Source organism: Qipengyuania sp. NPDC077563, from assembly GCF_044901345.1.
GTDB lineage: Bacteria > Pseudomonadota > Alphaproteobacteria > Sphingomonadales > Sphingomonadaceae > Qipengyuania > Qipengyuania aestuarii.
In genome coordinates this window covers 912,171-935,573 of sequence record NZ_JBJDPC010000001.1, presented here as the reverse complement: position 1 = coordinate 935,573, position 23,403 = coordinate 912,171, and the positions used below count along the sequence as shown (strand labels likewise).

The 23,403-nt window shown below is 62.6% G+C and carries 21 protein-coding genes; 12 read left to right on the top strand and 9 right to left on the bottom strand.

The features are described from left to right. Positions 1–12: 12 nt before the first annotated feature. The 4 genes from ACI2I1_RS04535 to ACI2I1_RS04520 form a co-directional block, all read right to left on the bottom strand. On the bottom strand, positions 13–2,796 hold the full coding sequence (locus ACI2I1_RS04535) for a UPF0182 family protein (RefSeq protein WP_404678087.1): 2,784 nt from the start codon (positions 2,794–2,796) through the stop codon (positions 13–15). Continuing rightward, complete coding sequence (locus ACI2I1_RS04530) at positions 2,793–4,136, bottom strand: DUF2254 domain-containing protein (RefSeq protein WP_404678086.1); 1,344 nt, start codon at positions 4,134–4,136, stop codon at positions 2,793–2,795. The genes ACI2I1_RS04535 and ACI2I1_RS04530 overlap by 4 nt, the downstream gene beginning before the upstream one ends. After that, positions 4,133–5,317 carry a hypothetical protein gene (locus ACI2I1_RS04525; RefSeq protein ID WP_404678085.1) on the bottom strand — a complete coding sequence of 395 codons (1,185 nt, stop codon included), beginning with the start codon at positions 5,315–5,317 and terminating at the stop codon, positions 4,133–4,135. Before ACI2I1_RS04525 ends, ACI2I1_RS04530 begins: the two co-directional genes overlap by 4 nt. A gap of 484 nt (positions 5,318–5,801) precedes the next feature. After that, positions 5,802–6,542 (bottom strand): DUF4136 domain-containing protein, encoded by a 741-nt coding sequence (locus tag ACI2I1_RS04520; RefSeq protein WP_224812473.1) that lies wholly within the window; start codon positions 6,540–6,542, stop codon positions 5,802–5,804. A 259-nt stretch (positions 6,543–6,801) separates the two neighbouring features. Between ACI2I1_RS04520 and ACI2I1_RS04515 the strand changes: the two genes are divergently transcribed. From ACI2I1_RS04515 to ACI2I1_RS04495, 5 genes are all read left to right on the top strand, one after another. Continuing rightward, entirely contained in the window at positions 6,802–7,548 is a 747-nt protein-coding gene (locus tag ACI2I1_RS04515) for a YebC/PmpR family DNA-binding transcriptional regulator (RefSeq protein WP_221542582.1), read from the top strand. A 137-nt stretch (positions 7,549–7,685) separates the two neighbouring features. Then, positions 7,686–8,168, top strand: a complete 483-nt coding sequence (gene ruvC, locus ACI2I1_RS04510; RefSeq protein WP_404678084.1) for a crossover junction endodeoxyribonuclease RuvC — start codon at positions 7,686–7,688, stop codon at positions 8,166–8,168. Between the two features lie 108 nt (positions 8,169–8,276). Continuing rightward, positions 8,277–8,624, top strand: coding sequence for an ArsC family reductase (locus ACI2I1_RS04505; RefSeq protein WP_404678083.1), 348 nt, complete (start codon positions 8,277–8,279; stop codon positions 8,622–8,624). Between the two features lie 55 nt (positions 8,625–8,679). Beyond that, complete coding sequence (locus ACI2I1_RS04500; protein ID WP_404678082.1) at positions 8,680–9,735, top strand: glycerophosphodiester phosphodiesterase family protein; 1,056 nt, start codon at positions 8,680–8,682, stop codon at positions 9,733–9,735. 37 nt (positions 9,736–9,772) lie between these two features. Then, a complete protein-coding gene (locus tag ACI2I1_RS04495) occupies positions 9,773–10,267 on the top strand; it encodes a nucleoside deaminase (RefSeq protein ID WP_221542585.1) in 495 nt (164 codons plus the stop codon). 28 nt (positions 10,268–10,295) lie between these two features. Here ACI2I1_RS04495 and ubiG read toward each other — a convergent pair whose 3' ends face one another. Beyond that, positions 10,296–11,057 carry a bifunctional 2-polyprenyl-6-hydroxyphenol methylase/3-demethylubiquinol 3-O-methyltransferase UbiG gene (ubiG, locus tag ACI2I1_RS04490; protein ID WP_404678081.1) on the bottom strand — a complete coding sequence of 254 codons (762 nt, stop codon included), beginning with the start codon at positions 11,055–11,057 and terminating at the stop codon, positions 10,296–10,298. 53 nt (positions 11,058–11,110) lie between these two features. On the opposite strand from ubiG, the gene ACI2I1_RS04485 reads away from it, so the two are divergent. Then, positions 11,111–12,391, top strand: a complete 1,281-nt coding sequence (locus tag ACI2I1_RS04485) for an aspartate kinase (protein ID WP_224812467.1) — start codon at positions 11,111–11,113, stop codon at positions 12,389–12,391. Positions 12,392–12,397: 6 nt separating this feature from the next. Here the strand turns inward: ACI2I1_RS04485 and ACI2I1_RS04480 are convergent, their stop codons facing one another. After that, positions 12,398–13,372: a sensor domain-containing diguanylate cyclase gene (locus ACI2I1_RS04480; protein ID WP_224812466.1), complete on the bottom strand. Its 975-nt coding sequence runs from the start codon at positions 13,370–13,372 to the stop codon at positions 12,398–12,400. 129 nt (positions 13,373–13,501) lie between these two features. Here ACI2I1_RS04480 and purT point away from each other — a divergent pair, with 129 nt between their 5' ends. Continuing rightward, on the top strand, positions 13,502–14,674 hold the full coding sequence (gene purT, locus ACI2I1_RS04475; RefSeq protein ID WP_404678080.1) for a formate-dependent phosphoribosylglycinamide formyltransferase: 1,173 nt from the start codon (positions 13,502–13,504) through the stop codon (positions 14,672–14,674). Here purT and ACI2I1_RS04470 read toward each other — a convergent pair. Then, positions 14,662–16,476 (bottom strand): SLC13 family permease, encoded by a 1,815-nt coding sequence (locus ACI2I1_RS04470; RefSeq protein WP_404678079.1) that lies wholly within the window; start codon positions 16,474–16,476, stop codon positions 14,662–14,664. The two genes, purT and ACI2I1_RS04470, sit on opposite strands and share 13 nt — an antisense overlap. A 95-nt stretch (positions 16,477–16,571) precedes the next feature. Between ACI2I1_RS04470 and ACI2I1_RS04465 the strand changes: the two genes are divergently transcribed. The 5 genes from ACI2I1_RS04465 (at position 16,572) to ACI2I1_RS04445 (ending at position 21,031) form a co-directional block, all read left to right on the top strand. Then, positions 16,572–17,588: an NAD(P)H-dependent flavin oxidoreductase gene (locus ACI2I1_RS04465; protein ID WP_404678078.1), complete on the top strand. Its 1,017-nt coding sequence runs from the start codon at positions 16,572–16,574 to the stop codon at positions 17,586–17,588. Position 17,589: 1 nt separating this feature from the next. Beyond that, positions 17,590–17,916: a hypothetical protein gene (locus ACI2I1_RS04460; protein ID WP_404678077.1), complete on the top strand. Its 327-nt coding sequence runs from the start codon at positions 17,590–17,592 to the stop codon at positions 17,914–17,916. Between the two features lie 71 nt (positions 17,917–17,987). Beyond that, the gene (gene purU, locus ACI2I1_RS04455; protein ID WP_404678076.1) at positions 17,988–18,821 is read left to right on the top strand and encodes a formyltetrahydrofolate deformylase; all 834 of its coding nucleotides are present in this window, start codon (positions 17,988–17,990) and stop codon (positions 18,819–18,821) included. Between the two features lie 87 nt (positions 18,822–18,908). Beyond that, on the top strand, positions 18,909–19,772 hold the full coding sequence (locus tag ACI2I1_RS04450) for a dienelactone hydrolase family protein (RefSeq protein WP_404678075.1): 864 nt from the start codon (positions 18,909–18,911) through the stop codon (positions 19,770–19,772). Further along, on the top strand, positions 19,772–21,031 hold the full coding sequence (locus ACI2I1_RS04445) for a serine hydrolase domain-containing protein (protein ID WP_404678074.1): 1,260 nt from the start codon (positions 19,772–19,774) through the stop codon (positions 21,029–21,031). Before ACI2I1_RS04450 ends, ACI2I1_RS04445 begins: the two co-directional genes overlap by 1 nt. A 28-nt stretch (positions 21,032–21,059) precedes the next feature. On the opposite strand, the gene ACI2I1_RS04440 is transcribed toward ACI2I1_RS04445, so the two are convergent. Together ACI2I1_RS04440 and ACI2I1_RS04435 are read right to left on the bottom strand one after the other, a co-directional pair. After that, complete coding sequence (locus ACI2I1_RS04440; protein ID WP_404678073.1) at positions 21,060–22,010, bottom strand: complex I NDUFA9 subunit family protein; 951 nt, start codon at positions 22,008–22,010, stop codon at positions 21,060–21,062. Between the two features lie 79 nt (positions 22,011–22,089). Beyond that, entirely contained in the window at positions 22,090–23,403 is a 1,314-nt protein-coding gene (locus ACI2I1_RS04435; protein ID WP_404678339.1) for a radical SAM protein, read from the bottom strand.

Below are 23,403 nucleotides of genomic sequence, written 5' to 3'. Positions count from 1 at the left end.
GCACCTTTCCGACTAGCTTTCGCTGGTCTGTTCCTGTTCGGCGGCTTCGGTCGGCCCGGGGACGGATGGTTCCTCTTCCGCGAAGAGGGCGGCCACCGCCTGTTTCAGCGTCGGGCGCATGAGCACGCGGTCACCGAAGACGATCACGACCTGTTTGAGTTCGGGGATGCTGGCGAGCTGGGCGCCGAGCAGTTCGGACACGCTCGACTTGTCGGCCTGCACGAACAGCGGCTGAACATAGATCACCGCATTATCCAGCGGCACCGCCAGCAGGCGGCCGCGCGACACGCGCGATCCCGATTGCATGCGCAGCGTCATCCAGGCCGAAATCCGCTCGTCCTGGTCGATCCGCGCCTGCGCCTGCGAGGGGCCGATCACGGTATCGTCGGGCGGGAAGCTGTAGGATGTGAGCTTGCCCAGCCGGTCCTGGTCGCTGCCGCCGACGAGATAGCCCGACAGCACGTTGCGGTTTTCCGGGCTGAAGGGCTGGACGATGGCGAATTCGGGTTCGCCGTGGCCGGGAAAGCGGGTGCGCAGCCAGTAGGGTTTCAGATCGACATTGCGCTCTTCATGTTCGGGCCGCGCCCGTTCGCGCCGCAGCGAGATGAAGTCCGCATCGTGCGGGATGCGCCATGCGCCCTCGCGGGTGTAATAGGCGTCGCTGGCGCGCATGTGGTAATCGGCCCAGATCACCGACTGGATCTGGAACAGGTCCTGCGGATAGCGGAAATGCGCCCGGACCTGCGCGCTGGCTTCCTCCACCGGGCGGAACAGCTCGGGAAAGGCGCTGCGCCAGGCCTGCAGGACGCGGTCGCTGTCGTCGGTGATGTAGAAGGTGATCCGGCCGTCATAGGCATCGACCACCGCCTTGACGCTGCCGCGCACGTAATTGGCGCGGTTGCTGCGGCGTTCGAGCAAGCGGATGAACTCTTCCGGGATGATCCCCGTCTCTTCCTGCTTGCCCTGGAAGATCTGCGAGAAATCGCCCAGATTGATGCGCTTGGAATAGGGCATCATGTCGCTGGCCGTGTAGCAGTCGATCACCCATTTGATGCGTCCGTCGGCGGCGATGGGATAGGGATCGGCATCGACCTCGAGGAAGGGCGCCACGCGCTGCACCCGCTCGCGCACATTGCGGTGGTAAAGAACCCGGCTGTCGTCCGACAGCAGAGTGGTCAGCGCCAGGCGCAGGTCCCAGAACCGGATCGCGAACAGCAGGCGCGAGAACAGCCCGTCGATCGCCACCCCGGTGCCGCCGGTGAAATCGTGCTTGGCGAAGCTGCGCCCCTCGCGCGGGCGGTCGAGCTCCACCGTCTCGCTGTTGACGATCGAGAATTCGGGCGAGCTTTCGCCGAAATAGATGCGCGGATTGCGCACCGAGGTCGGTCCGCTGCCCGTGGTCGGGATGTCCGAGGTAAGGAAGACCGGCAGCCCCGCCTCGCTCGCATCGGCCACGGCGGCCGAAACGAGGCCGTAACCATGCGTGTAGATAAGCCGTTCCGACTGCCAGCGGCGCGAGCGTTCGGGCAGCTGCTCGGTATCCACTTCGCGCGCGGCGATCATCACCGGCTGCAGTTCGCCGTCGATCATGTAGCGGTCGACGTCGATATCGACGAAATCGTAATAGGCGCGGAAGGCCTGCAATTCGCGGAAATTGATCAGCAGCGTGGCCGGGTCCCACAGGCGCAGCGTTTCGAGCAGCGGCCGGTCGGCGCGGATGGCCTCGATGTCGCCGGTCTGGGTGACGCCCGCCGTGCGCCGCTCGACATGGTCGAGCCCGAAGCCGTAGCGGGTGAACTGGAGATGGTCCTCGATATAGGGCCGCTCGCGCTCCAGCTCCTGCGGTTCGACGATGATCAGCTGGAAGAGGTTGGGGTAGAACCGCACGATCGAGAGGCCGATCAGGATCAGCCAGACCATGACGATGGTCGGAATGATCCACCCGGGGCGCCGGATGTTGACCTGGAACATTACGAAGCCCGCCACCACCGCCGCGGCGACGAACTTGTAGGCCAGCAGGCTGGCGTTGGAATCGGTGAAGCCTAGTCCCGTCACTACCCCGCGTTCGGAATAGCTGAGCAGGTGCAGTTCCAGCAGCATGCCCCACCCGATCAGCGCCATCAGCGCGAAAACCAGCGCGGAAATGTGCAGATTGACCTGGAACGGCAGCATGGAATGCGGCGCCTGCGGACGGATGCCGCCGAAGATGTAGCTGGTGACCAGCGTCAGGATCAGCGTGACCAGCACGCAGACGAATAGCCAGTGATTGATGAGCACATGCAGCGAAAGCTCGAACATGAAATAGCTGAGATCGCGGCCGAACTGCGGATCGTTGCGGCCCCAGTCCACGCGGTTCGCCCACAGCATGTAGGTTTGCCAGCGGGGATAGGTCTGCAGGCCGACCAAAAGGCCGCAGATCAGCGAGACGGTCATCACGATGGGGCGGAAATAGGGTTCGAAGGACCGCCGCCAGGCATCCACCCGCCGCTCGTCCGCGGAAATCACACGGTCCGCCCGCGCCAGCTTGTAGGCCAGCGACATGTTCAGCGCCACGAAGCCGGACATGGCGAGGAAGGGCACCAGACCCATCCAGATCTTGGTCTTCACCACGGTGAGATAGACGTCGAGATAGCCGATCTCGTCGAACCACAGCACGTCGGTATAGAACTGCGCCGAGAAGATGACGGCAAGGAGGAAGGTGCACATTCCCAGCACCCAGTAGAACAGCGTGCTGGTCACTCCGCCGATCAGGAAGAAGGTCGCCGCGCGGACCATGGTTGCGGGGCGCCAGCTCATGACAGCCTCGGCGGTTTGCCCGACAGGGCGATTTCCACCGCGCGCGCCGCCCGCTGGATCTTGCCAAGGTCTTCTTCCTCGCGCACGGCCCGGTCCACCGCCCGCTGCACCAGTTCCATATGATGCGCGACGGCATCGCCCTCTTGGTCGCTCTCCACCGCCGCGCGGCCGACATCGGCCAGCATCTCGGACAGGCGCAGCATGACCGCCATGTCGCTGGGGCACGTCCGACGCAGCGGAGTGACGACCATGTCGAGATAGGCTTCGAACGACCGGCGCGGCACGGCGACGCGGACATTCCCGTCATCGTCTTCCAGCAGGAGATTGCCGAGCCGGTGCTGGCAAAGTTGCACCAGGACGATTTCGGCCGACCGGATCGATGCGCAGGCAGTCGTCGGATCGTTGATCGCGGTGGACACGGCGCGCAGCGCGATGTCGACCAGCTGGGTCAGCCCGAAGGCGACATCGGCCTGCACGCTGCGTTCGCGGCCGATCTGCATCGATTTGGCGATTTTCGCCCGCAAATCGTCTTCGTCATCTGGCAGTTGCCCATCGGGATCCGCCGGCCACACCCAAGCCAGCGCGGTGTCCTTCACCGCCTGATCGCCCAGCATGTAGACATAGTGGATGACGAGATCGTTCTTTGTCGCATAATCCAGCAGGAGATCGGCGTTGATGCGCTGGATGATGCCGGATGACGTGGCCCTCACCGGGACCGCCCGATCGGGAATTTCGGGCAGGTCGGGCTTGGGATCGCCTTCTTCGCGGCGTTCGTAATTGGCGGTCAGCGCCCAGACCGTGCGTTTCTCGACATGGCGCAGGATTTCTTCGATCCGGATCGCGTGCACGATATGGTGGATGAAATAGACGAAGGCGGCCACGCTGATCAGCGCGAAGATGAAGGCCAGCGTCACTGCCAACTGCGGGACGACCACCGTGTCTTCACGGATCGAACGCAGCACCGCCAGGCAATAGACGAAGGTGAAGATGAACACCGCCAGCGTCAGCTGGGTCGCCCGGTCGCGGATGAACTGGCGCGGCACCCGCGGCGAATATTGCGCGGCCGCAACCTGCAGCGCCACGATGGTGACCGAAAAGGCGATCGTGACGACGGTCAGCGAGGTCGACGCCACGGTTTCCACCAGATTGCGCGCACCGACCGGCCCCCCGGTGGTCAGCAATCCGCCGAGGCTGGCCGAAGTCGTGACGTTGAGCCGGGTGACGAAGGTCGCCGTCAGGATCCCGGCGAAGATGGCGATCATCGGGAAGATCCAGAATGCCTGATGGATTAGCATTCTCAACCTGCCCAGCAGGGCCGAAGTGTTGACCAGCATCTTCATGCGTTCGACCGCTTGAAGAGCAGGCGCTGCGGCCCCTGCTTCGGCCCCCGGCTGAGCGCGCCGAGGAGATAGGAGGAACGGCGCGGACGCAGGTCTTCCACATAGCCCAGGTCGTGCGCGATCGTGGCGACGAAAGCCTGTGTCTTGCGGTCCGCCGGAAGCCATTCGAGATAGTTGCGATAGGCGTCGGACGTGTCGAAGGACTGGTCGACGATCGTTTCGAGGCAGCGACAGTTGGAAAGGAACCGCTGGACCGAAAGGCTGGCTGCCCAGTCCTGGCCGGAAAACGCTTCCTGAAATTCGGTGTAGGAAACCGGCGGGCTGTGATCCGCTTCCTCCACCGGTACATAGGCTTCGCCGAGGTCCCTCACGAGGTCCTGCATGCCCGCTTTGAGTGCCTGCAAATCGGGCAAATGCTGCGCGAGGCCGGGGTGGCAGTGCGTCAGCGTATCGGCCAGCGTACCGAGAACGTGGATGGTGCGCGGAAGGCTGCGCTCTTCGGCACGGGGCCGGTAGAAATAGACGATGGGATAGCGGCTGAGCCCCTGATGAAGGCCAATGACCCCGTCATGCAGGCGGCTGAGCAGGCTCTTGAGTTCCGACAGATCGCTGCGGCTGAGATGCTTCGATACGCTTTCCATCGGATCGCCGCTGCGGCCGAGGCGGTGGTGCAAATCGGCCACGAGCCGGTCGTATTTCAGGATGCTGCGGTGGACGCTGAGGAAGTAGGTAATGGAGAAGGTGAGGATCACCGTGCCCAGCAGCGCTTCCAGTGCCACCGCGATGGAATACATCATGTTCGACGGGCTGATTTCCACGAAGCCGATGGTGGAAAGCGTGACCCAGCTCAGACGGAAGGCGGCCGGGAGGCTGGGCTGCGATCCGCCGCCGGTGATGAAATCGCCGAACGACATGCCGCCGTAGAAGATGAGCGCAAATCCGGTGACGATGCCGCCGATCCACAGGGAGATCATCAGGCCGATCATCAGTGGGGCGGCGAGACTGAGCGCGCCCTGCGCCACGCGATATGGAAGCAGCTTCGCCAGGTGGCGCCAGGTCCACCAGAACAGACGATAGGCTTTTGTAGAAAAAAGGCTGCGTCCGCTGGCGTCTAGGATGGTGAGAAGCGCGTCAAGAATCGTGACCGCGAGTATCAATATGCCAATAGCTGATAATAGCATTTGCACTCATCCCGAAAATATTATTTCATAAACAAGATCGTTTATTTTCTTTATTCAGAAACATTATCAGAACGGGAATAGGGCAAATAGTGAACCTATGCGTAACTACGCGTAGGTCACATTAACTATTTACAAAGAGCAAAACTGGGGAAGACAGCGTCTTAAGTTACAAATCTGTAAAGTTGCTTTTTTGTTATTTTCATGTCGGGTCGACATATTTTTAAGATCAAATTTAGCGGGAATAGATCAATCCACTGGTTGCCCTCCGGCTTGTACCCAAGCGGCGGTTTGGAAGGCGCGGGGCAGATAAATTGCAGTAAACCGATGTTAACCGCCCGCCCCCGAAATGGGTGCGCACTACGATACCTTGTTGCTGCTGCGAAAACGCCGACAGGAACGGGCCGACGCAAAATATTCGCGGACACGAAAAAGGGCGGCCCGATCAAGGCCGCCCTTCGTCATTTCCCGTCCTTGGGAGGAGTTGTCAGTCGAGCCGGCGGATCGAATTCTCGTCTTCCGGCTTGACCGTGATGCGGACCGTTTCGCCCGAACGCCCGGGGAAGTCGGTGAACATCGCTTCGACCAGATTGGGCACCAGATAGCCGAGCCGGTCTGAGCGCGAGAGTGCCTGGGCCTTGCCCTCGAACAGCCGTTCGCCGGTAGCCTGACGGTCGATCTTCATGTCGATGCCGCTGGTATAGACCGTGTAGCTCGTCACTTCCGGCCCGCCGAACCACGGATCGTAGAAACCGTAGCCCCAGCGGCCGCCGGCATAACCCGAGCGGATCAGGCGCCCGTCACGGGTGCGGTAATAGCGCGGGCGATAGAACGGCGACCGGTAACCGAAGCTGGAGCGATAGCCGTACCACGGAGAGTAGAAGGGATCGCTGAAGCCGGTCGAGCGGATCCGCTCGCGGCCATTGTCGACGCCGTAGTCGAAGCGAACGAGCAAGGTGGCGTCTTCGGGCGAAGCAGCCTGGGCATAGCCGAGTCGCGCCATCTGGGCTTCGACCAGATCGGCATATTGCGCGAATTCGAGGCCGCCGGCCAGTGCCGGATCGTCGGCTACCACGGCAAAGCTTTCGCCCTGCGGGGCGGGCAACTGGGTCTGGAAGCGCGAGACATCGGCGTTGAAGCCGGTCGCGCAGGCAGACAGGCCTGCGAGGATCATGGGAATGGAGGCCAGCTTCAAGGTGCGCCCCCAACCCTTGTTACGGGTAGTCATAGCTTGGGTCCTTTCAGATCGCGCATGTCCGGATTGCTGCACGCATCCCCTCGATACACGAATAGTTTTCATGTGTCGCTGCGTGCCATTTCCCCAAGGCATTCTGCCAGCGAATGATCACGCTTCTAGAGGGCGCGCCATTAACGCCCTTTGAATATGCCGATTCACAAATGATGTACATCGCGCGAGACTTGTCGGCAGGGGCGCGAAGGGGCTAAGGGTCGCCGCGATTCCAAACAACCAGCGGCAAGCGAGACTCATGGCAGGCCATTCCAAGTTCAAGAACATTATGCACCGCAAGGGTGCGCAGGACAAAAAGCGTTCCAATCTCTTTTCCAAGCTGAGCCGCGAAATCACCGTGGCCGCGAAGATGGGCATGCCCGATCCGGACATGAACCCGCGCCTGCGCCTGGCGGTCAATGCCGCCAAGAGCCAGTCGATGCCCAAGGACAATATCCAGCGCGCGATCGACAAGGCTTCGGCAGCCGATGGCGAGAATTACGAAGAAGTGCGCTATGAAGGCTATGGCCCGGGCGGCAGCGCGATCATCGTCGAAGCGCTGACCGACAACCGCAACCGCACCGCCACCGCCGTGCGCACCGCCTTTTCGAAGAACGGCGGCAATCTCGGCACCGAAGGCAGCGTGCAGCATGGCTTCGAACGGCTTGGCCTGATCGAATATCCGGCCAGCGCGGGCGACGAGGAAAAGGTCCTCGAAGCCGCGATGGAAGCGGGCGCGGAAGACATCGAAAGCAGCGAGGACGGCCACACCATCTGGACCGCCGCCGACGATCTTCACGGCGTTGCGACCGAGCTGGAAAAATCGCTCGGCGAGGCAGAAACGGTCAAGCTGGCGTGGAAGCCCAACCTCACCGTCGACATGGACGAAAAGACCGCCGGCACGCTGATCAAGCTGATCGACGCGCTGGAAGACGATGACGATGTCCAGACCGTGTGGGGTAATTACGAGATCTCCGACGAGGTGATGGACAAGGTTTCGGCCTGAGGTCCGCGGGCCGGTGAAATGGCGCGAGGCGGCGATCCTGATCCTTCTGGGCGGCGCCTTGCTGCTCGCCATGCTGTGGCGCTTCGGTTTCCGTATCGGGCTGTGACCGCCGCTTACCTGCCAGGCCCCACCGGCCGGTGATCATCCTCGGCCTCGACCCGTCGCTCAGCTGCACCGGCTGGGGCGTCATCCGGGCCGAAGGCTCGCGCCTCGCGCATATCGCCAACGGGCAGGTGCCGACCCCGGCCAAGGCGCCTATGGCAGAGCGGCTGGCGATGCTGCAGGCCGCGCTGGCCGAAGTCATCGCGGCGCACCGGCCGTTGCGTGCGGCGGCGGAAGAAGTCTTCGTCAACAAGAACCCTCAGTCGACGCTCAAGCTCGCCCAGGCCCGCGGCGCCGTGCTGGCGGCCTGCGGCGCGGCCGGACTGCCGGTCAATGAACATGCGGCGCGGCTGGTGAAGAAAGCCGTGGTCGGCACCGGTGCGGCGGACAAGGCGCAGGTCCAGGCCATGCTGAAAGTGCTGCTGCCCGGCGCGGCAATCGCGGGAGCCGACGCCGCTGATGCGCTGGCCGTGGCGATTGCCGATGCGCATCTTTCCTACACGCCGCTGCCGCGCTAACCCTTGCGCACCGGCCCTCGTTCCGCTTCACAAACCGGCGGAAAAGGTCCGTTTCATCCCACGGCGTTTGTTCCGCCTGGACCGTGCTCCATCCTGTAGGATTGCATCATGACCATCCAGCTTTACGGCATCCCCAACTGCGACACCATCAAGAAGGCGCGGCGCTGGCTGGATGCGCAGGGCGCCGACTACGCCTTTCACGATTACAGGAAGGAAGGGGCGGATGCGGGCCGGCTTGCCTCGTGGAGCGATGCGGTGGGCTTCGAAGCCCTGCTCAACAAGCGCGGCACCACGTTCCGCAAACTGCCCGATGCGGACAAGGAAGATATCGACCGCGCGAAGGCGATAGACTTGATGGTGCAACATCCAAGCCTGATCAAACGCCCCGTCGTCGAATATGACGGCGGCATCCTGGTGGGGTTTGCTGAGGATGAGTGGGCGCAGGCGCTGGCCTAGGCCCCCTGCGTCGCCCACTGAACAGATGCCGTCCCAAGGAAGAAGGCTTGTGAATATGGTCCCGCAATTAGCCCGTATGCTCCCCTCATTGCTGATGCCCCTGCTGGCGCTGGCGGCAGCGCCCACGGTGCAGGCCGAAGATATGCTGGTGATCGCTCACCGCGGTGCGAGCGGGGAACGGCCCGAACACACGCTGGCGGCCTATGAACGCGCGATCGATCAGGGGGCGGATTACATCGAGCCCGATCTGGTGGTGACCAAGGATCTCGTCCTCGTCTCGCGCCATGAGAACGAGCTGTCCGACACCACAGACGTCGCCGCGCGCGAGGAATTCGCCGATCTCAAGCGCACCAAGACGATCGATGGCCGCCAGATTTCGGGCTGGTTCGCGGAAGATTTCACGCTGGCCGAACTGCGCAGCCTGCGCGCTACGGAACGCCTGCCCGGCCTGCGCCCGGCCAATGCGCGCTTCGACGGGCTCTATCCGGTGCCGACCTTTGCCGAGATCGTGCAGCTGGTCCGCGCCAAGGAAGCCGAGACGGGGCGTACCATCGGCCTTTATCCCGAATTGAAGCACCCGACTTTCCTGTTGCAGGAATCGGGCATCGACAGCGTCGACCTGCTGGTAACTGCGTTGCGCGAGGCCGATCTCGACGATGCCGACGATGCGATCTTCGTGCAGAGCTTCGAAGTCGGCCCGCTGCGGCGGCTGGACCAGCTCATCGATGTGAAGCTCGTGCAGCTGGCCATCACCGGCGCGGGCCCTGCCGACGAACCCGCCTATAGCTATGAAGACATGATGGCCCCGGCCGGTCTCGCCGAAATCGCGACCTATGCCGATGCCATCGGAGTGGACATGCGTCTGCTTGCCGGACCGGACGGTTCGCCGACGACGCTGGTCGCAGATGCCAAGGCTGCCGGTTTGCAGGTCCACGCCTGGACGCTGCGCAAGGAAAACGCTTTCCTTCCGCCAAGCCTGCGCCGTAGCGGCGGTGATGGCGCGCGCGGCGATGTGGCAGGGCTCGTCGCCCTGCTCTCCGCGCAGGGGGTCGACGGCGTGTTCACCGATGATCCGGGGCTGGTCAACGCAGCGCTTTCCGGCGCGAACTGAGGCGGGAAAGGAAGCTGCCTGCCTTCGTTGTTGGGGCATGCGACACGAAGACGAACACTGGATGCGCCAGGCGCATGATCATGCGGTGGCCGAAAAGGGCAGCGATCCCGCCAACACGCCGATCGCCGCGCTCCTGGTGCTCGATGGCAAGGAAGTGGCGCGCGGCGTCAACCGCACCGAAGAATGCTGCGATGCGACCGCCCATGCCGAAATCGTGACTTTGCGAAGCGGCGGGCAGGCGCATGGGGACATGCGCATCGAGGGCGCGACTCTTTATTCCACGCTCCAGCCCTGCGGCATGTGTACCTTCGCCAGCATCTGGGCCGGAGTCAGCCGCATCGTCTATGCGGCGGGGCGCGACGACGTGCATGAAATGTATTTCGAGGACCGCCATCTCTCCACGCTCGATTATGTGGCCGATGCCTATAAGGACGATCTGGAACTGGTCGGGGGCGTGCTGGCACAGGAATGCGCCCAGCTCTATTTCCGCCCCGGGGACGAAGTGCCCGAAGAGGATCAGGCGAATGAATAGGCAGGCCTGGGATTAGGCAGGCTAGCGATCAGGCTGCGCGGTGCGCGGTGACGATATAGTTGAGCGACAGGTCTTCCGAGAGGTGAAGGCCCTTCATCGGCGAAAAGGCGATGCCCTTGGGATCGCCCATGGAGAGACCGGCCTCTGCCAGAATGTCGGCCAGTTCTTCCGGCGTGACGAAATCGTCCCAGTGATGCGTGCCGCGCGGGATCAAGCCGAAGCCTTCCGCTGCGCCGATCATCAGCGTCCGCGAGCGCAAGGTCCGGTTGGGCGTGGACAGCACCATCAGCCCGCCGGGCGCCAGACGGGCAGCGAGTTCGCGGGCAAAGGCCTGCTTGTCGGCCACATGCTCGATCACCTCCATCGCGGTGACCAGATCGAAAGTGCCGATGTCCTGCGCCGCCAGCTCGCCCGCCATATAGCGGATGTCGAGGCCCGAGCGATCGGCATGGACCGCAGCGGCAGCGGTGTTTTCAGGAGCTGCATCGACGCCGGTCACATCCGCGCCGAGCCGCGCCAGCGGTTCGCACAGCAACCCTGCGCCGCAGCCGACATCGAGCGCGCTCTTGCCTGCCAGCGGCTTCGGATCGCGAATGTCGCCCGCCCAGTGCAGATCGATGGCTTCGCGAATGAAGGCCAGGCGCACGGGATTGAGCTTGTGGAGCATGGCGGACGATCCCTTGGGATCCCACCAATCCTTGGCCAGCTTGCCGAAATGGGCGGCCTCATCCGGGCGGATCGTTTGACCTGCTGAAGTATTGCTTGGACGGCTCGTGGTTGCATCGCTCATGCCGCATGGCTAGCAGCCTCGTTCGAACCATTCCAGCACGGAGAATTCCTCGCTTGGCCCGTATCGTGATGAAATTCGGCGGCACCTCCATGGCGGGGACGGAACGCATCAGGCGTGTGGCGAATATTGTGCGCAAGCAGCAGGCGGGCGGCAACGAGGTTGCCGTGGTGGTCAGCGCGATGGCGGGCGAGACCGATCGCCTGGTCAATTTCTGCCGCGAGGCGAACGCGCTTTATGATCCTGCCGAATACGATGTGGTCGTGGCGAGCGGGGAACAGGTCACGTCAGGCCTGCTCGCGCTGACGCTGCAGTCGGTCGGCTGCAAGGCGCGCAGCTGGCTTGGCTGGCAGCTACCGGTGCGCACCATCGAAGCCCATGCCAAGGCGCGCATTTCGGATATCGATGCCGATGCGCTGACCGCCTCCATGGCGGCGGGCGAGATCGCAGTCATTCCGGGCTTCCAAGGATTGTCGGACGATGGCCGCATCACCACGCTGGGGCGCGGCGGATCGGACACCTCGGCAGTGGCCGTGGCCGCCGCGGTCAAGGCCGACCGCTGCGACATCTATACCGATGTGGACGGGGTCTACACGACCGACCCGCGCATCGTCGCGAAGGCGCGCAAGCTGAAGGCGGTGACTTACGAGGAAATGCTCGAACTGGCGAGCGTCGGGGCCAAGGTGCTGCAGACCCGCAGCGTCGGCCTCGCGATGAAAGAGGGCGTGCGCGTGCAGGTCCTTTCCAGCTTCGTGGGCGACGATGCCGTCCCCGCAGACGAACTTCCGGGGACGATGATCGTCTCGGAAGAAGAAATGCTCGAATTGGTGGAGAAGGGCGAAGTGGAACGCCAGCACGTAACCGGCATTGCGCACGACAAGAACGAAGCCAAGGTCATCCTCACCCGCGTGCCCGACAAGCCGGGCGCGGTGGCCCACATCTTCGAACCGCTGGCCCAAGCCAGCATCAATGTCGACATGATCATCCAGAACGTCGGCCGCGACAAGGGCGAGACCGACGTGACCTTCACCGTGCCCCAGACCGACCTTGCCCGGGCGCAGGCCCTGCTCGAGGACAAGCGCGACGACATCGGTTACAACCGGCTGATCACCGACAGCAAGATCGCCAAGATTTCCGTCGTCGGTGTCGGCATGAAGAGCCACGCGGGTGTCGCGGCGACGATGTTTAAATCGCTCGCCGATCGCGGGATCAACATCCAGGCGATCACGACGTCTGAAATCAAGGTCAGCGTGATGATCGACGAGGACGAAACCGAACTGGCGGTGCGCGTCCTGCACACGGCCTATGGGCTCGATGCGGTGGACGAGGCTGCCTGAGGCCTTTCAGAGCCGGGCTATGTGACAGCGGTTGCGACCGTCCTTCTTGGCCCGGTAAAGCGCACCATCGGCCCTTGCGGTCCACTCGTCGGGACTGGTGATCCCCGTCTCGTAAGCAGAGATGCCGAAGCTGGCCGTCACATTGAGGCCGGTGTCGCCAATCGTGGTCTGCCCGATTGTCCGGCAGAGCTTCTCGACCAGCTGCATGCCTGACGCGCCGTCCGTATCGGGCAGGAGGATGGCGAATTCTTCGCCTCCGATTCTGGCCAGCACGTCCCAGTCCCGCAGCTCATCCTGACAGATGCGGACGAGGCCCTTGAGGACCCTGTCGCCGACGGGATGACCATGGGTGTCGTTGATCGCCTTGAAATGGTCGATATCGAAGATCGCGAGGACTGCCGGGCTACCGCTGCTGCGGCAACGCGCGATTTCCCGCTCGATCTGGTCGAGGAATGTCCGTCTTGCCATGGCCCCTGTGAGAAAGTCGGTCTGCGCCATCCGCCGCATCTCGAGCCAGTCCACGACAAGGAGAGCGAACTCGCTGAGAATTTCGATCTGTTCGCCGGTAAATTCGCGCGGCGTCCGGTCCATCGCGCACAGAGCGCCGAGAGCGTGGCGATCGGAGCTGACGAGGGGAATGCCGAGATAGGCCTGGATGGGTTCCGGCCCATTCACGCAGGGAAGGTCGGCGAACCGGGGATCTTCAGCGAGGTCGGGGATGACCAGCGGGCTGAGGTTGGAGATGGTGTGGGTGCATATCGAATCGTCACGCGGCGTTTCGGTATAGGAGAGACCGAGGCGCGCCTTGAACCACTGGCGATCCCTGTCGACAAGGGTCACGGTGGCCATCGGCACGCCGATCATTTTCCGCACGAGCTGCACGATCCGCTCGAAGGGCTTCTCAGGGGCCGTGTCGAGTACATCGAGTCGATGGAGTGCGGCGAGGCGGGCTTCCTCGTCGCGGATAAGGTCTTGCCACATTTCAGCGTTTCCAAAGGCTGGTTTGGCGCGCCGTAACAGATTGCCTTTTGCCCGCTAGGGTGAAACGGCTTGGCATGAGCGCCTGCGTCTGCAATCGCTGCCGTTCTGGGAGGACGAGGAAGACAGTCGATGAGCTATACCGCACGTATTCTTTTGTTGGGATCAGGCGAGCTCGGGCGCGAATTCGTTATATCCGCCAAGCGCTTGGGCGCGTGGGTGGTGGCCTGCGATGCGTATGAGAACGCCCCGGCCATGCAGCTGGCCGACGAGCGGGAAGTGTTTTCCATGCTCGATGGCGAAAAGCTCCGCGCCGCGGTCGAGAAGCATCGGCCAGATTATATCGTTCCGGAAATCGAGGCGATTCGCACATCGGTGCTGATGGAGATGGAGGACGAGGGCTTTACCGTGGTGCCATCGGCGCGCGCTGCCCAGCTCACCATGAACCGCGATGCCATTCGCGATCTGGCCGCCCATGATCTGGGGCTGGTCACGTCCAAATATCGCTATGCCAAAAATCTGGAAGAAGTGCAGGCGGCCGCGGCCCACACCGGCTTTCCCTGCGTTATCAAGCCGGTCATGTCATCTTCCGGCAAGGGGCAGAGCACGGTTCGCGGCGAAACCCGGCTGGAGGAAGCCTGGGATTACGCCTGCGCCAACATGCGCGGGGATCGCCAGCGGGTGATCGTCGAGCAATTCGTCGATTTCGATTACGAGATCACCTTGCTGACGGTGCGCCATGCGGGCGGGATCACCTTCTGTCCGCCGATCGGCCACAGGCAGGAACGGGGCGATTATCAGGAGAGCTGGCAGCCGACCCCGATGTCCGACGCAGCTATCCTGAAAGCGCAGGAGATGGCGAAGAAGGTCGTCGACGATCTGGGCGGCTTCGGGCTGTTCGGCGTGGAGTTTTTCGTGAAGGGCGACGAGGTCATCTTCTCCGAGCTCTCACCCCGGCCGCATGATACCGGAATGGTGACGCTGATCAGCCAGAACCTGACCGAATTCGACCTGCACGCCCGCGCAATCATGGGGCTGCCGATTCCTACCGATTTGCGGGCGCGGCCTTCCGCCAGCGCTGTGATCCTCGCCGAACGCGACAGCGATAGCCTGGCCTATTCCGGGCTTGCCGAAGCGCTTGGAGAGCCGGGCACCGACCTCAGGATCTTCGCCAAGCCGGACAGCCGCCCCTATCGCCGGATGGGCGTGGCGCTGGCCGCCGCCGGGACGGTCGAGGAGGCGAGGCGCAAGGCGCATGACGCTGCGCACAAGGTGATTATCTCCTACGACCCTCAGCCGAAATAGGTGTCGATCGCGATGCAGGTGGCGATGCCGACGACGATGTTCATGGGCACGCCGATCTTAAGGAAATCCGCAAACCGGTAATTGGCTGCTCCGTAAACGAGCGTGTTGGTCTGGTAACCGATCGGCGTGGCGAAGCTGGCGCTGGCGCCGAACATGACGGCAACCACCATTTCGCGCGGATCGGCCCCGGTCACCTGTGCCAGCCCGATGGCGATCGGCGTCAGGATCACGGCGACGGCATTGTTGGTCACGCTTTCGGTGAGCACGCTGGCCAGAGCATATACCGCTAGCAGCATTATCAGCGGTGTCGCGGAAGCGAAGAAGGGGCGGGCCCAACTCACGATCAGCTCGACCGTACCGGCGTTCTCCAAGCCCACTCCGAAAGCCAGCATGCCGAAGATGAGCACTAGCGTATTGCCGTCGATCGCGCTCCAGGCTTCCTCGGGTTCGAGGCAGCGGGTCAGCAGGACGACGCCTGCCCCCAGCAGCGCCAGCGCCTGAATGGGTAGATCGAAGACGGCGGCCAGAACGACCACCCCGATCAGGGTGGCAATCGCGATCGGGGCGCGCTTGCGGCGAAAGGCGCGGGTCGGAGCCTCGCTCACCGTCCCGAGACCGACATTGCCGCTCAGCGCCTGTGCCGCGTCGGCGCCCCCGGCGATCAGCAGGCGGTCGCCTGCGCGCACGCGTACCTCCGCCAGCTCCGGTCCGGCGATATGGCGCGGACGCGACAGGCCCAGCACGCGAACCTTGAGCTTGGACAGCATGGGAATGTCGGCGAGACGGCGGCCGATGATCGGATGCGAGGACGAGACGACCGCTTCCACCAGGGCGAGATCGCGTGGACGGTCAGGCCCGGCAGTGGACACGCCGCCGCCCACGCCCGTGAGGCCGGTCCGAAAATCGAAAGCTTCGGCCAGCGAGGCGAGTTCGGCTGGACTGGCGGTGACCACCAATTGATCGCCCGCGGACAGCTCGTGTTTGAAAATATCGTTTCTGGCGATGGTCCCGCCGCGTTTGACGCCGAGGATTTTTACCCCGGGCCGCCGGGCGAGCGGAATACGTCCAACCTTCTGGCCGATAAGGGCGCTGCCCTGCATGACCACGAGATGGGAAAGATAGGCATCGCTTTCGGTCTCGTCTTCATCCAGCGCGCGGGCCGGGCGGTCGGGGAGCAGCCTGGAGCCGAAGAGCGCCAGGAAGAGCGCCCCGGTCCCGGCTGCGGCGAAACCGACGGTGGTGATTTCGAACATACCGAAAGGCGCCAGCCCCTGTTCCTGCGCCACGCCGTCGACGAGCAGGTTTGTCGACGTCCCGATCAGAGTCAGCGTGCCGCCTAGGATGGTCAAATAAGACAGCGGGATCAGCAGCCGCGTGGCAGCTACGCCGAGCGCTTTCGACAGCCGTTTGACGATCGGGATCATCACCAGCACGACGGGCGTGTTGTTCATGAACGCGGAAGCCGCCAGCGTTCCGAAGCCGATCTCCGCCACGGCGCGGCGCGGTTTGCGGCGGGTGCGGCGAATGATCCATCCCGATACCTCTTCCAGCGTGCCGGTCCTCAGCAGCGCGCCCGACAGGACGAACATGGCGGCAATGGTGATCGGCGCGGAATTGGAAAAGACGCCGAGCAATTCCTCTGTCGTGAGGAAGCCCAGAACAAACATCGTCAACCCGCCTGCCGCGGCCAGAACCACAGGTGGCAGGCGTTCCAGCACGAAGCCGATGAACAGAATTACGAGAAGCGCCAACCCGATATGCGGGTGAAAAGCGGCGAGCGAATCGGGCAGCAAGGCTGGCATGTGAGGCGACAGCTATCTGAAAAAAGTTGCATGCATAGACAAATTCGATTTCAGATTTCATTGCGGCGCGGCTAACTGCAAGATACCCGCTTGTAATGAACGATTTTTCCAAGACCGACCGCCTGATGGAACGCGGCTCCGCCTTTCTCGGCTCGCGCTACGCAATTTTGTGCGGCGCTATGAGCTGGGTGTCCGAACGCAATCTGGTTTCCGCTATCTCCAATGCCGGTGGTTTCGGCGTGATCGCATGCGGCGCGATGACTCCCGAACTGCTCGAAACTGAAATTGCCGCGACGCAGGAGCTGACCGACAAGCCCTTCGGCGTGAACCTCATCACCATGCACCCCCAGCTCTTCGATCTTATCGAAGTATGCGACAAGGCCGGGGTCAGCCATGTTGTTCTGGCCGGGGGGATCCCGCCCAAGGGAAGTGTCGAGGCGATCAAGGGCGGCCAGAATCCCGCCAAGGTGATCTGCTTCGCGCCCACACTCGCCCTGGCCAAGAAGCTGCTGCGTTCGGGGTCGGATGCGCTCGTGATCGAAGGCATGGAGGCCGGTGGCCATATCGGCCCTGTATCCACCAGCGTGCTGGCGCAGGAGATGCTGCCTGAACTGAGCCAAGACCACGTCATCTTCGTTGCCGGCGGCATTGGCCGGGGCAATGCGATGGCAGGTTATCTCGAGATGGGTGCTGCCGGCGTGCAGCTGGGCACGCGTTTCGCCTGCGCAAAGGAAAGCATTGCGCATGAAAACTTCAAGAAGGCCTTTTTCCGGGCCAATGCCCGCGATGCGGTCGCCAGCGTGCAGGTAGACGCCCGCCTTCCGGTCATCCCGGTGCGTGCCCTGAAGAACAAGGGCACCGAAGAGTTCACCCAAAAGCAGAGGGAAGTTGCCGGAGTACTCGATCGCAACGAAATCGCGATGGAAGAGGCGCAGCTTCAGATCGAACATTACTGGGCAGGCGCCCTGCGCCGTGCGGTCATTGACGGCGACGTTGAAAACGGCAGCCTGATGGCCGGGCAGTCGGTCGGCATGGTCAAGGAAGAAGAGCCCGCTGCGGACATCATCGCCAAGCTCATGACCCAGAGCGAGGACGCCCTTACGCGGCGCTGACATGCTCATCCACCGCCTCGATCTCGACGTCGCGATCTACCGCAACCGGGTGCAGCTGACGCATCTGCCGACCCACACATTCGTAGACCAGCGGGCGGAATATGCTTTTTCGACCGACGATTCGCTCGTCGCCCACGGCCGTTTCCTGGAGGATACGATGGTTCGCGCCATCCGCCAGATCGTGGCGACGGGCGGCTTCTCGCTGCGCGATCCCATCGCCCATGTGGTTCGGTGCGATGGGGAACTTACCGACGAGGAACGCGCGATGATAGAAAGCGCGCTGCGTGAAACCGGCATGAAGAATGTGGTTTTCGAGCTGGGCGACTGACAATCCCAAATTGGTGCTGCCCAAGGCCTTCACGCTTGCCTGGGCGCGGATGGCCTACGCATTAGTCAGGCATGCATGAACCCCTCGTCCTCAGCCTTTCCTGCGCGGACCGGCCCGGAATAACCGCTCGCGTCACCTCATTCCTGTTCGACCGCGGCGGAAACATACTCGAAGCGCAACAATTCAACGATCGCGCGTCTGGCTCCTTCTTCATGCGGGTCGAATTCGATCCGGGCGGGGCGGGGCGCGAACAGCTGAGGGAAGATTTTCGGGCTCTCGCCGCAGAGCTGCGGATGAAATGGAAGCTTAGTCTGCGCGCTCGGCCCCGGCGCGTGCTGATCATGGTCAGCAAGTTCGATCATTGTCTGGCGGACCTCCTCTACCGCTGGCGGATCGGGGATCTGCCGATGGCGCCTGCTGCGATCGTGTCGAATCATCCGCGAGAAGCGATCGAGCATACCCATCTGGGCGATATTCCCTTCCATCACCTGCCGGTGACGGCCGCGACCAAGTCGGCTCAGGAGAAAGAAGTCCGTGAGCTGGCCGAAAATTGCGGGGCAGAACTCGTCATTCTTGCCCGATACATGCAGATTCTATCCGACGAGCAGGCCGCCCATTTCGCCGGTCGCTGCATCAACATCCATCATTCCTTCCTGCCCGGCTTCAAGGGGGCCAAACCCTACCACCAGGCTTACGAGCGCGGGGTGAAGATGATCGGGGCAAGCGCCCATTACGTGACCGCCGATCTCGACGAGGGGCCGATCATTCATCAGGCCGCCGAACCAATCACCCACGCAGACAGCCCCGAAGAGTTGGTGCGCAAAGGGCGTGACATCGAAAGCAGAGTTCTGGCCGAAGCCGTGCGCATGCATCTTGAGGAACGCGTTTTGTTGAACGGTCAGTGAACCGTGGTGTTTCGTAACTGACGCCGTCTTGCACTGCGCCTGCGCACTGCTAGGTTCGGCAGCGGATGGAGGAGTGGAGAGACCTTTATGTGCGATCAGGAACAGCTTGCCCGCTGGGCGAAACAATCGCTCAATCGCCGGACCTTTGGCGCAGGCGCGATGGCCGGTGCAGCGGCAGCCTGCGCTCCGATGGGAATGGAGAGCGGGGCTGCCGGGTCATCAGTTGTCGGCCGCAAGGTAAGCTTTCGCACAGCTGCCGGAACGATGGACGCAGAATTCTTTCACCCCGAAACGGGTACGCACCCGGGAGTGATCTTCTGGCCCGACATCGCGGGCATTCGCGAAGCGAAGCGGCAGATGGCACGCCGACTTGCGGCGAGTGGCTATGCGGTGCTGCTGGTCAATCCCTATTACCGCGACGTGAGCGGTGAACAGTTCGTCGATTTTGCCACCTTCGCTGCTAACAAGGGCTTCGAAACCGTGAAACCTTGGCGCGGCAAGCTGGATGCGGAAGCGATCCAGATGGACGGGCGCGCCGCAGTAGGATGGCTGCGGTCCCAGAATGCCGTACACAAGGCGGCGCGGATTGGCACGCAGGGCTATTGCATGGGCGGCCCCTTCACCATCTGGACGGCGGCCGCCGCGCCCGATGTCGGCGCAGCCTGCAGCTTCCATGGGGGCGGGCTGGTGCGCGAGGGTGAAAACAGTCCGCACCGCATGCTGAATGCGGACGATCATTACCTTATCGCCATCGCCCAGAACGACGACGCCGAACAGCCGCAAGCGAAGACCGCATTGCGCAATGCGGCCAGCGCTGTTGGTGCTGCAGCCGAGATCGAAGTCTATCCTGCCGACCACGGCTGGTGCGTGCCCGACAGTCCCGCCTATGACCGGGAAGCGGCAGAACGCGCATGGTCTCGGCTCCTGGCTACTTACGCGGAGGCCCTTTGATGAACCGTTTCTGGCTGGTGATGGCGGCGGTTGCCCCGCTGTTCTTGCCCACTCAATCCTGGGCGCAGGAGTTCGAGCCTGACTGCGAGCGGATCGCATCCTTTCTCGACGCCGCAACCGAAGAGGCGCGTGTCGCCGGTGCATCGGCACTGGTGTGGAAGGATGGTTCGGAGCGGTGCTTTACCGCCGCTGGCGAGGCGGATCGCGAGGCGTCCCGCCCCTTCGCCCGCGATACGCTGGTCCAGTTCTTTTCCATGACCAAGCCTGTCACCGGGGTCGCGCTGATGACGCTGTGGGAAGATGGCAAATTCGGGCTGGACGATCCGCTCTATTGGCATTTGCCCGAATATGAGGGCATCGAAGTGCTGACCGGCGAAACCGCCGACGGCAAGCCCATCACCCGCAAGCCCACCAGGCCCATTACCATCCGGGATGTCCTGCGCCACACTGCAGGATTTACCTATGGCGCGAACGGCGACCCGCAGAACGCTGCGGACCGGGTGTGGGAAGATCTCCAGCCTCTGGATCCCGCCAACACGCTGGCCGAATTTTCACAGAAAATGGCGCAGGTCCCCCTGCTTTTCGATCCCGGAACGCATTGGCATTACAGCGCCGGTGTCGATGTGCAGGCGCGGCTGGTAGAAGTTCTTTCGGGAAAGCCTCATGCCGAATATGTGCGCGAGACCATTTTCGAGCCGCTGGGAATGAACGACACCCGCTGGGCACGGTCGGATGAGGATCTGGCGCGGCTTGCCCGGATTTATACCGTGGAGGACGGCAGTTTCGAACCGCTGGCCGAGGACATCTGGCTACAGAACAATTTCAAGGGCAATCCATTGACCATGGGGGGATCGGGTCTCGTCGGAACGGTCGACGATTACCTGCGCTTTGCGCGTATGCTGCTGAACGAGGGGTCGCTTGGCGATGCGCGGATCCTTGACCCTGCGACCATCCGCCTGATGGCCACCGATCATCTCGATCCCCGCATAAGTGATGAAGACCGGTCATGGCTGGTCGGCAAGGGAAGCGGCGGCTTCGGGTTCGATTTTTTCGTGCGAACCGCTCCGCCCGCGACACCCGAGGAGAACCGCGGCACTGTTGGCGAATTCTACTGGGACGGCTGGCCGTCGATGCTGTTCTGGGTCGATCCGCGGCAGGATATGGTCGTGATCTTCGCGACGCAGAAACTGCCGTTCGATAATCAGCTACACCACGATTTTCGCGATGCAGTCTATGGTGACGCCTATTCCGGAGAATAGGCGTTCCAGAATTGCCTGTGGCGCGGTTTCAGGCGCTCAGGCGTTCGGCAAAGCGGCCATGCTTGCGAAAGCGTGTCATCCACTTGTCCAGAAATAGCCCGAGCGGCTTGGGTTCGATCCCGAATTTCTCGAAACCGGGCGCCTTGCTGCCGGCGACATTCCCTTCCTTGAGCAGGTTCCACTGGTCGCTGCCCATGGGCGTACCCGGAAGCGCCGCGAAGGCGGCAGAAACGCCATCGGGCAGCGGCAGGAAGGTGCGCTTGCGGCGCTGGGCGTCGGCAATGCGCTGATTAATTTCCATCATGGTGAGCTTTTCGGGACCGCCGAGTTCATAGGCCATGCCGCCATGCTTGCCCGGTTGTTCGAGGCTCTGTGCGATCGCTTCGGCCACGTCGTCAACATAGACGATCTGCAGCTGGGAATCGGGTCCGAAGACCGGCAGGATCGGCAGCTTCGAAATGAGCTCTCCGAACATGTTGAGAAAGTTGTCGTCCTTGCCGAAGATGATCGAAGGCCGGATGATCGTTGCGTTCGAATAAGCCTCTTTTACCAGCTGCTCGCCAAGATGCTTGGCGCTCGCATATTCGTTTTCCGTGTCCTCATCGGGCATCTGCGCGATGGCGCTGACGTGGACGAATGCCTCCGCACCGGCCTTTTGCGCCGCTTCGGCCATCCATCCGGGCGCCACGCCCATCAGTTTCTTCAGATTGCCTTCGAAGCTGCCCACAAGATTGACGACGGCGTCCGCACCCTCGATGCACCGTTCCACGCTCTGCCTGTCGGTCGCGTCCATGCGGGCGAACTGCATCTGGCCCAGATTGGCAAGCGGCTTCAGCTTGAACGCCGCTTCCGGATGGCGGCTGCAAATCCGCAGCCGTGCCCCGCGCGAAAGCAGCGCTTGGGCCACGTAATTGCCCAGAAAGCCGGTGCCGCCCATCAGCACCACCATCTTGCCATTCAATGCACCGCTCTTGGCCATGTTCACTTCTCTAACAGATTGTTCAAATTGCCTGCTGCCGCCCTAGCCACAACCGGTGAACACCTGCAAGCGTTCCGCGCTACACGGCGGAACTGAAGCGCCGCTTGTCGGGAGTGCGATGCACATCGAAGATCGCAGCGATGCTGCGCGCATAGGGTAGGCCATCGGGCAGTATTGTCAGCCATTGACGGTCGATGGCTGCAAGTCCGCGGTCGATAAATGGATATAGCGATGTGCGGGCTTCCCGCATCAGGCATGCTCCTAGCTGCGCGCGTCCCTGGCAGAGCAGCTGTTCGATGACAGCCCCACGGTACCGCGCGTCGGCGGACCGCAATATGCCTCGGTTGGCAGTAAGCGCGTTCTGCGAAGTCAGCATGCGATAGCGGCCGCTATTCTTTTCGTTCTGGGCGAGGAGGTGCGAGAAGCTGCTGACCGACGACGCGCCGAGCCCGACAAGAACCTCGCTCTGATCGTCGGTGAAGCCCTGAAAATTTCTGCGAAGCGTTCCCGCCATCGCCGCTTTGGCAACCGGATCGCCGCCGGGCTTGGCAAAATGGTCGAAGCCGATCGGGGCGTAGCCGTGGGTCACAAAATACGCGTATCCCATCGCTGCCATTGCAAAACGCTGTTCCTGACCGGGCAGCGCCCTGGCATCGATGACTCTTTGCCTCGCAATGATCTGCGGGACATGAGCATAGCCGAACAGGGCCACCCGGTCGGCACCCAGAACGCGGGTGCGCTGCAAGCTGTCTTCCAGATCCCCAAGCGACTGGCCTGGCAAGCCGTACATGAGATCGAAATTGAGCGATGACACGCCCGCTTCGCGCAGCCAGTCTACGGATTGCACGATACAATCTTCCGTTTGCACACGGCCGATCGCTTCCTGACAATGCGCCGAGAATGTCTGCACTCCCAGGCTGGCGCGTTCTATTCCGATCCTGCCTATCACCTCGGCCCATTCTTGCGTCATTGTGCGCGGATCGAGCTCGATCGAGATGGTGGGATCGGGGCAGGCGAAGTTGAAGAATAAACTGTCTACCAGTTCCTGGAATTGGTCCGGGTGGAGCGCGTTCGGGCTTCCGCCGCCAAAGGCGATCCGGCGAACACGCACCGTCTGCGAAAGTTGAGAGGCGACCAATCCGATTTCGCTGTACAGGGCGCGGAGATAGGATTCCAGCCGCTGCTTGCGGCCTGCCGCTGCGGTGTTGCAGCCGCAGTAGAAACAGATTTTCTCGCAGAACGGGATATGGATATAGAGAGAGATGTCACCATCAGTCTGGCCCAGCGCCTCCCGGTGGAGGCCGGGGTCGATACCGTCGAATTCGGCAGCGGTCGGATAGCTCGTGTAGCGGGGGACGGGCTTGGCGAGAAGGTCGGGGTAGTAGGTCCACAT

Coding starts and splice junctions, on each gene's coding strand:
- ACI2I1_RS04535 (WP_404678087.1), bottom strand. CDS start 2,796: ATGAGCTGGCGCCCCGCAACCATGGTCCGCGCGGCGACCTTCTTCCTG.
- ACI2I1_RS04530 (WP_404678086.1), bottom strand. CDS start 4,136: ATGAAGATGCTGGTCAACACTTCGGCCCTGCTGGGCAGGTTGAGAATG.
- ACI2I1_RS04525 (WP_404678085.1), bottom strand. CDS start 5,317: ATGCTATTATCAGCTATTGGCATATTGATACTCGCGGTCACGATTCTT.
- ACI2I1_RS04520 (WP_224812473.1), bottom strand. CDS start 6,542: ATGACTACCCGTAACAAGGGTTGGGGGCGCACCTTGAAGCTGGCCTCC.
- ACI2I1_RS04515 (WP_221542582.1), top strand. CDS start 6,802: ATGGCAGGCCATTCCAAGTTCAAGAACATTATGCACCGCAAGGGTGCG.
- ACI2I1_RS04505 (WP_404678083.1), top strand. CDS start 8,277: ATGACCATCCAGCTTTACGGCATCCCCAACTGCGACACCATCAAGAAG.
- ACI2I1_RS04500 (WP_404678082.1), top strand. CDS start 8,680: ATGGTCCCGCAATTAGCCCGTATGCTCCCCTCATTGCTGATGCCCCTG.
- ACI2I1_RS04495 (WP_221542585.1), top strand. CDS start 9,773: ATGCGACACGAAGACGAACACTGGATGCGCCAGGCGCATGATCATGCG.
- ubiG (WP_404678081.1), bottom strand. CDS start 11,057: ATGAGCGATGCAACCACGAGCCGTCCAAGCAATACTTCAGCAGGTCAA.
- ACI2I1_RS04480 (WP_224812466.1), bottom strand. CDS start 13,372: ATGTGGCAAGACCTTATCCGCGACGAGGAAGCCCGCCTCGCCGCACTC.
- purT (WP_404678080.1), top strand. CDS start 13,502: ATGAGCTATACCGCACGTATTCTTTTGTTGGGATCAGGCGAGCTCGGG.
- ACI2I1_RS04470 (WP_404678079.1), bottom strand. CDS start 16,476: ATGCCAGCCTTGCTGCCCGATTCGCTCGCCGCTTTTCACCCGCATATC.
- ACI2I1_RS04465 (WP_404678078.1), top strand. CDS start 16,572: ATGAACGATTTTTCCAAGACCGACCGCCTGATGGAACGCGGCTCCGCC.
- ACI2I1_RS04460 (WP_404678077.1), top strand. CDS start 17,590: ATGCTCATCCACCGCCTCGATCTCGACGTCGCGATCTACCGCAACCGG.
- purU (WP_404678076.1), top strand. CDS start 17,988: ATGCATGAACCCCTCGTCCTCAGCCTTTCCTGCGCGGACCGGCCCGGA.
- ACI2I1_RS04450 (WP_404678075.1), top strand. CDS start 18,909: ATGTGCGATCAGGAACAGCTTGCCCGCTGGGCGAAACAATCGCTCAAT.
- ACI2I1_RS04445 (WP_404678074.1), top strand. CDS start 19,772: ATGAACCGTTTCTGGCTGGTGATGGCGGCGGTTGCCCCGCTGTTCTTG.
- ACI2I1_RS04440 (WP_404678073.1), bottom strand. CDS start 22,010: ATGGCCAAGAGCGGTGCATTGAATGGCAAGATGGTGGTGCTGATGGGC.
- ACI2I1_RS04435 (WP_404678339.1), bottom strand. CDS start 23,403: ATGTGGACCTACTACCCCGACCTTCTCGCCAAGCCCGTCCCCCGCTAC.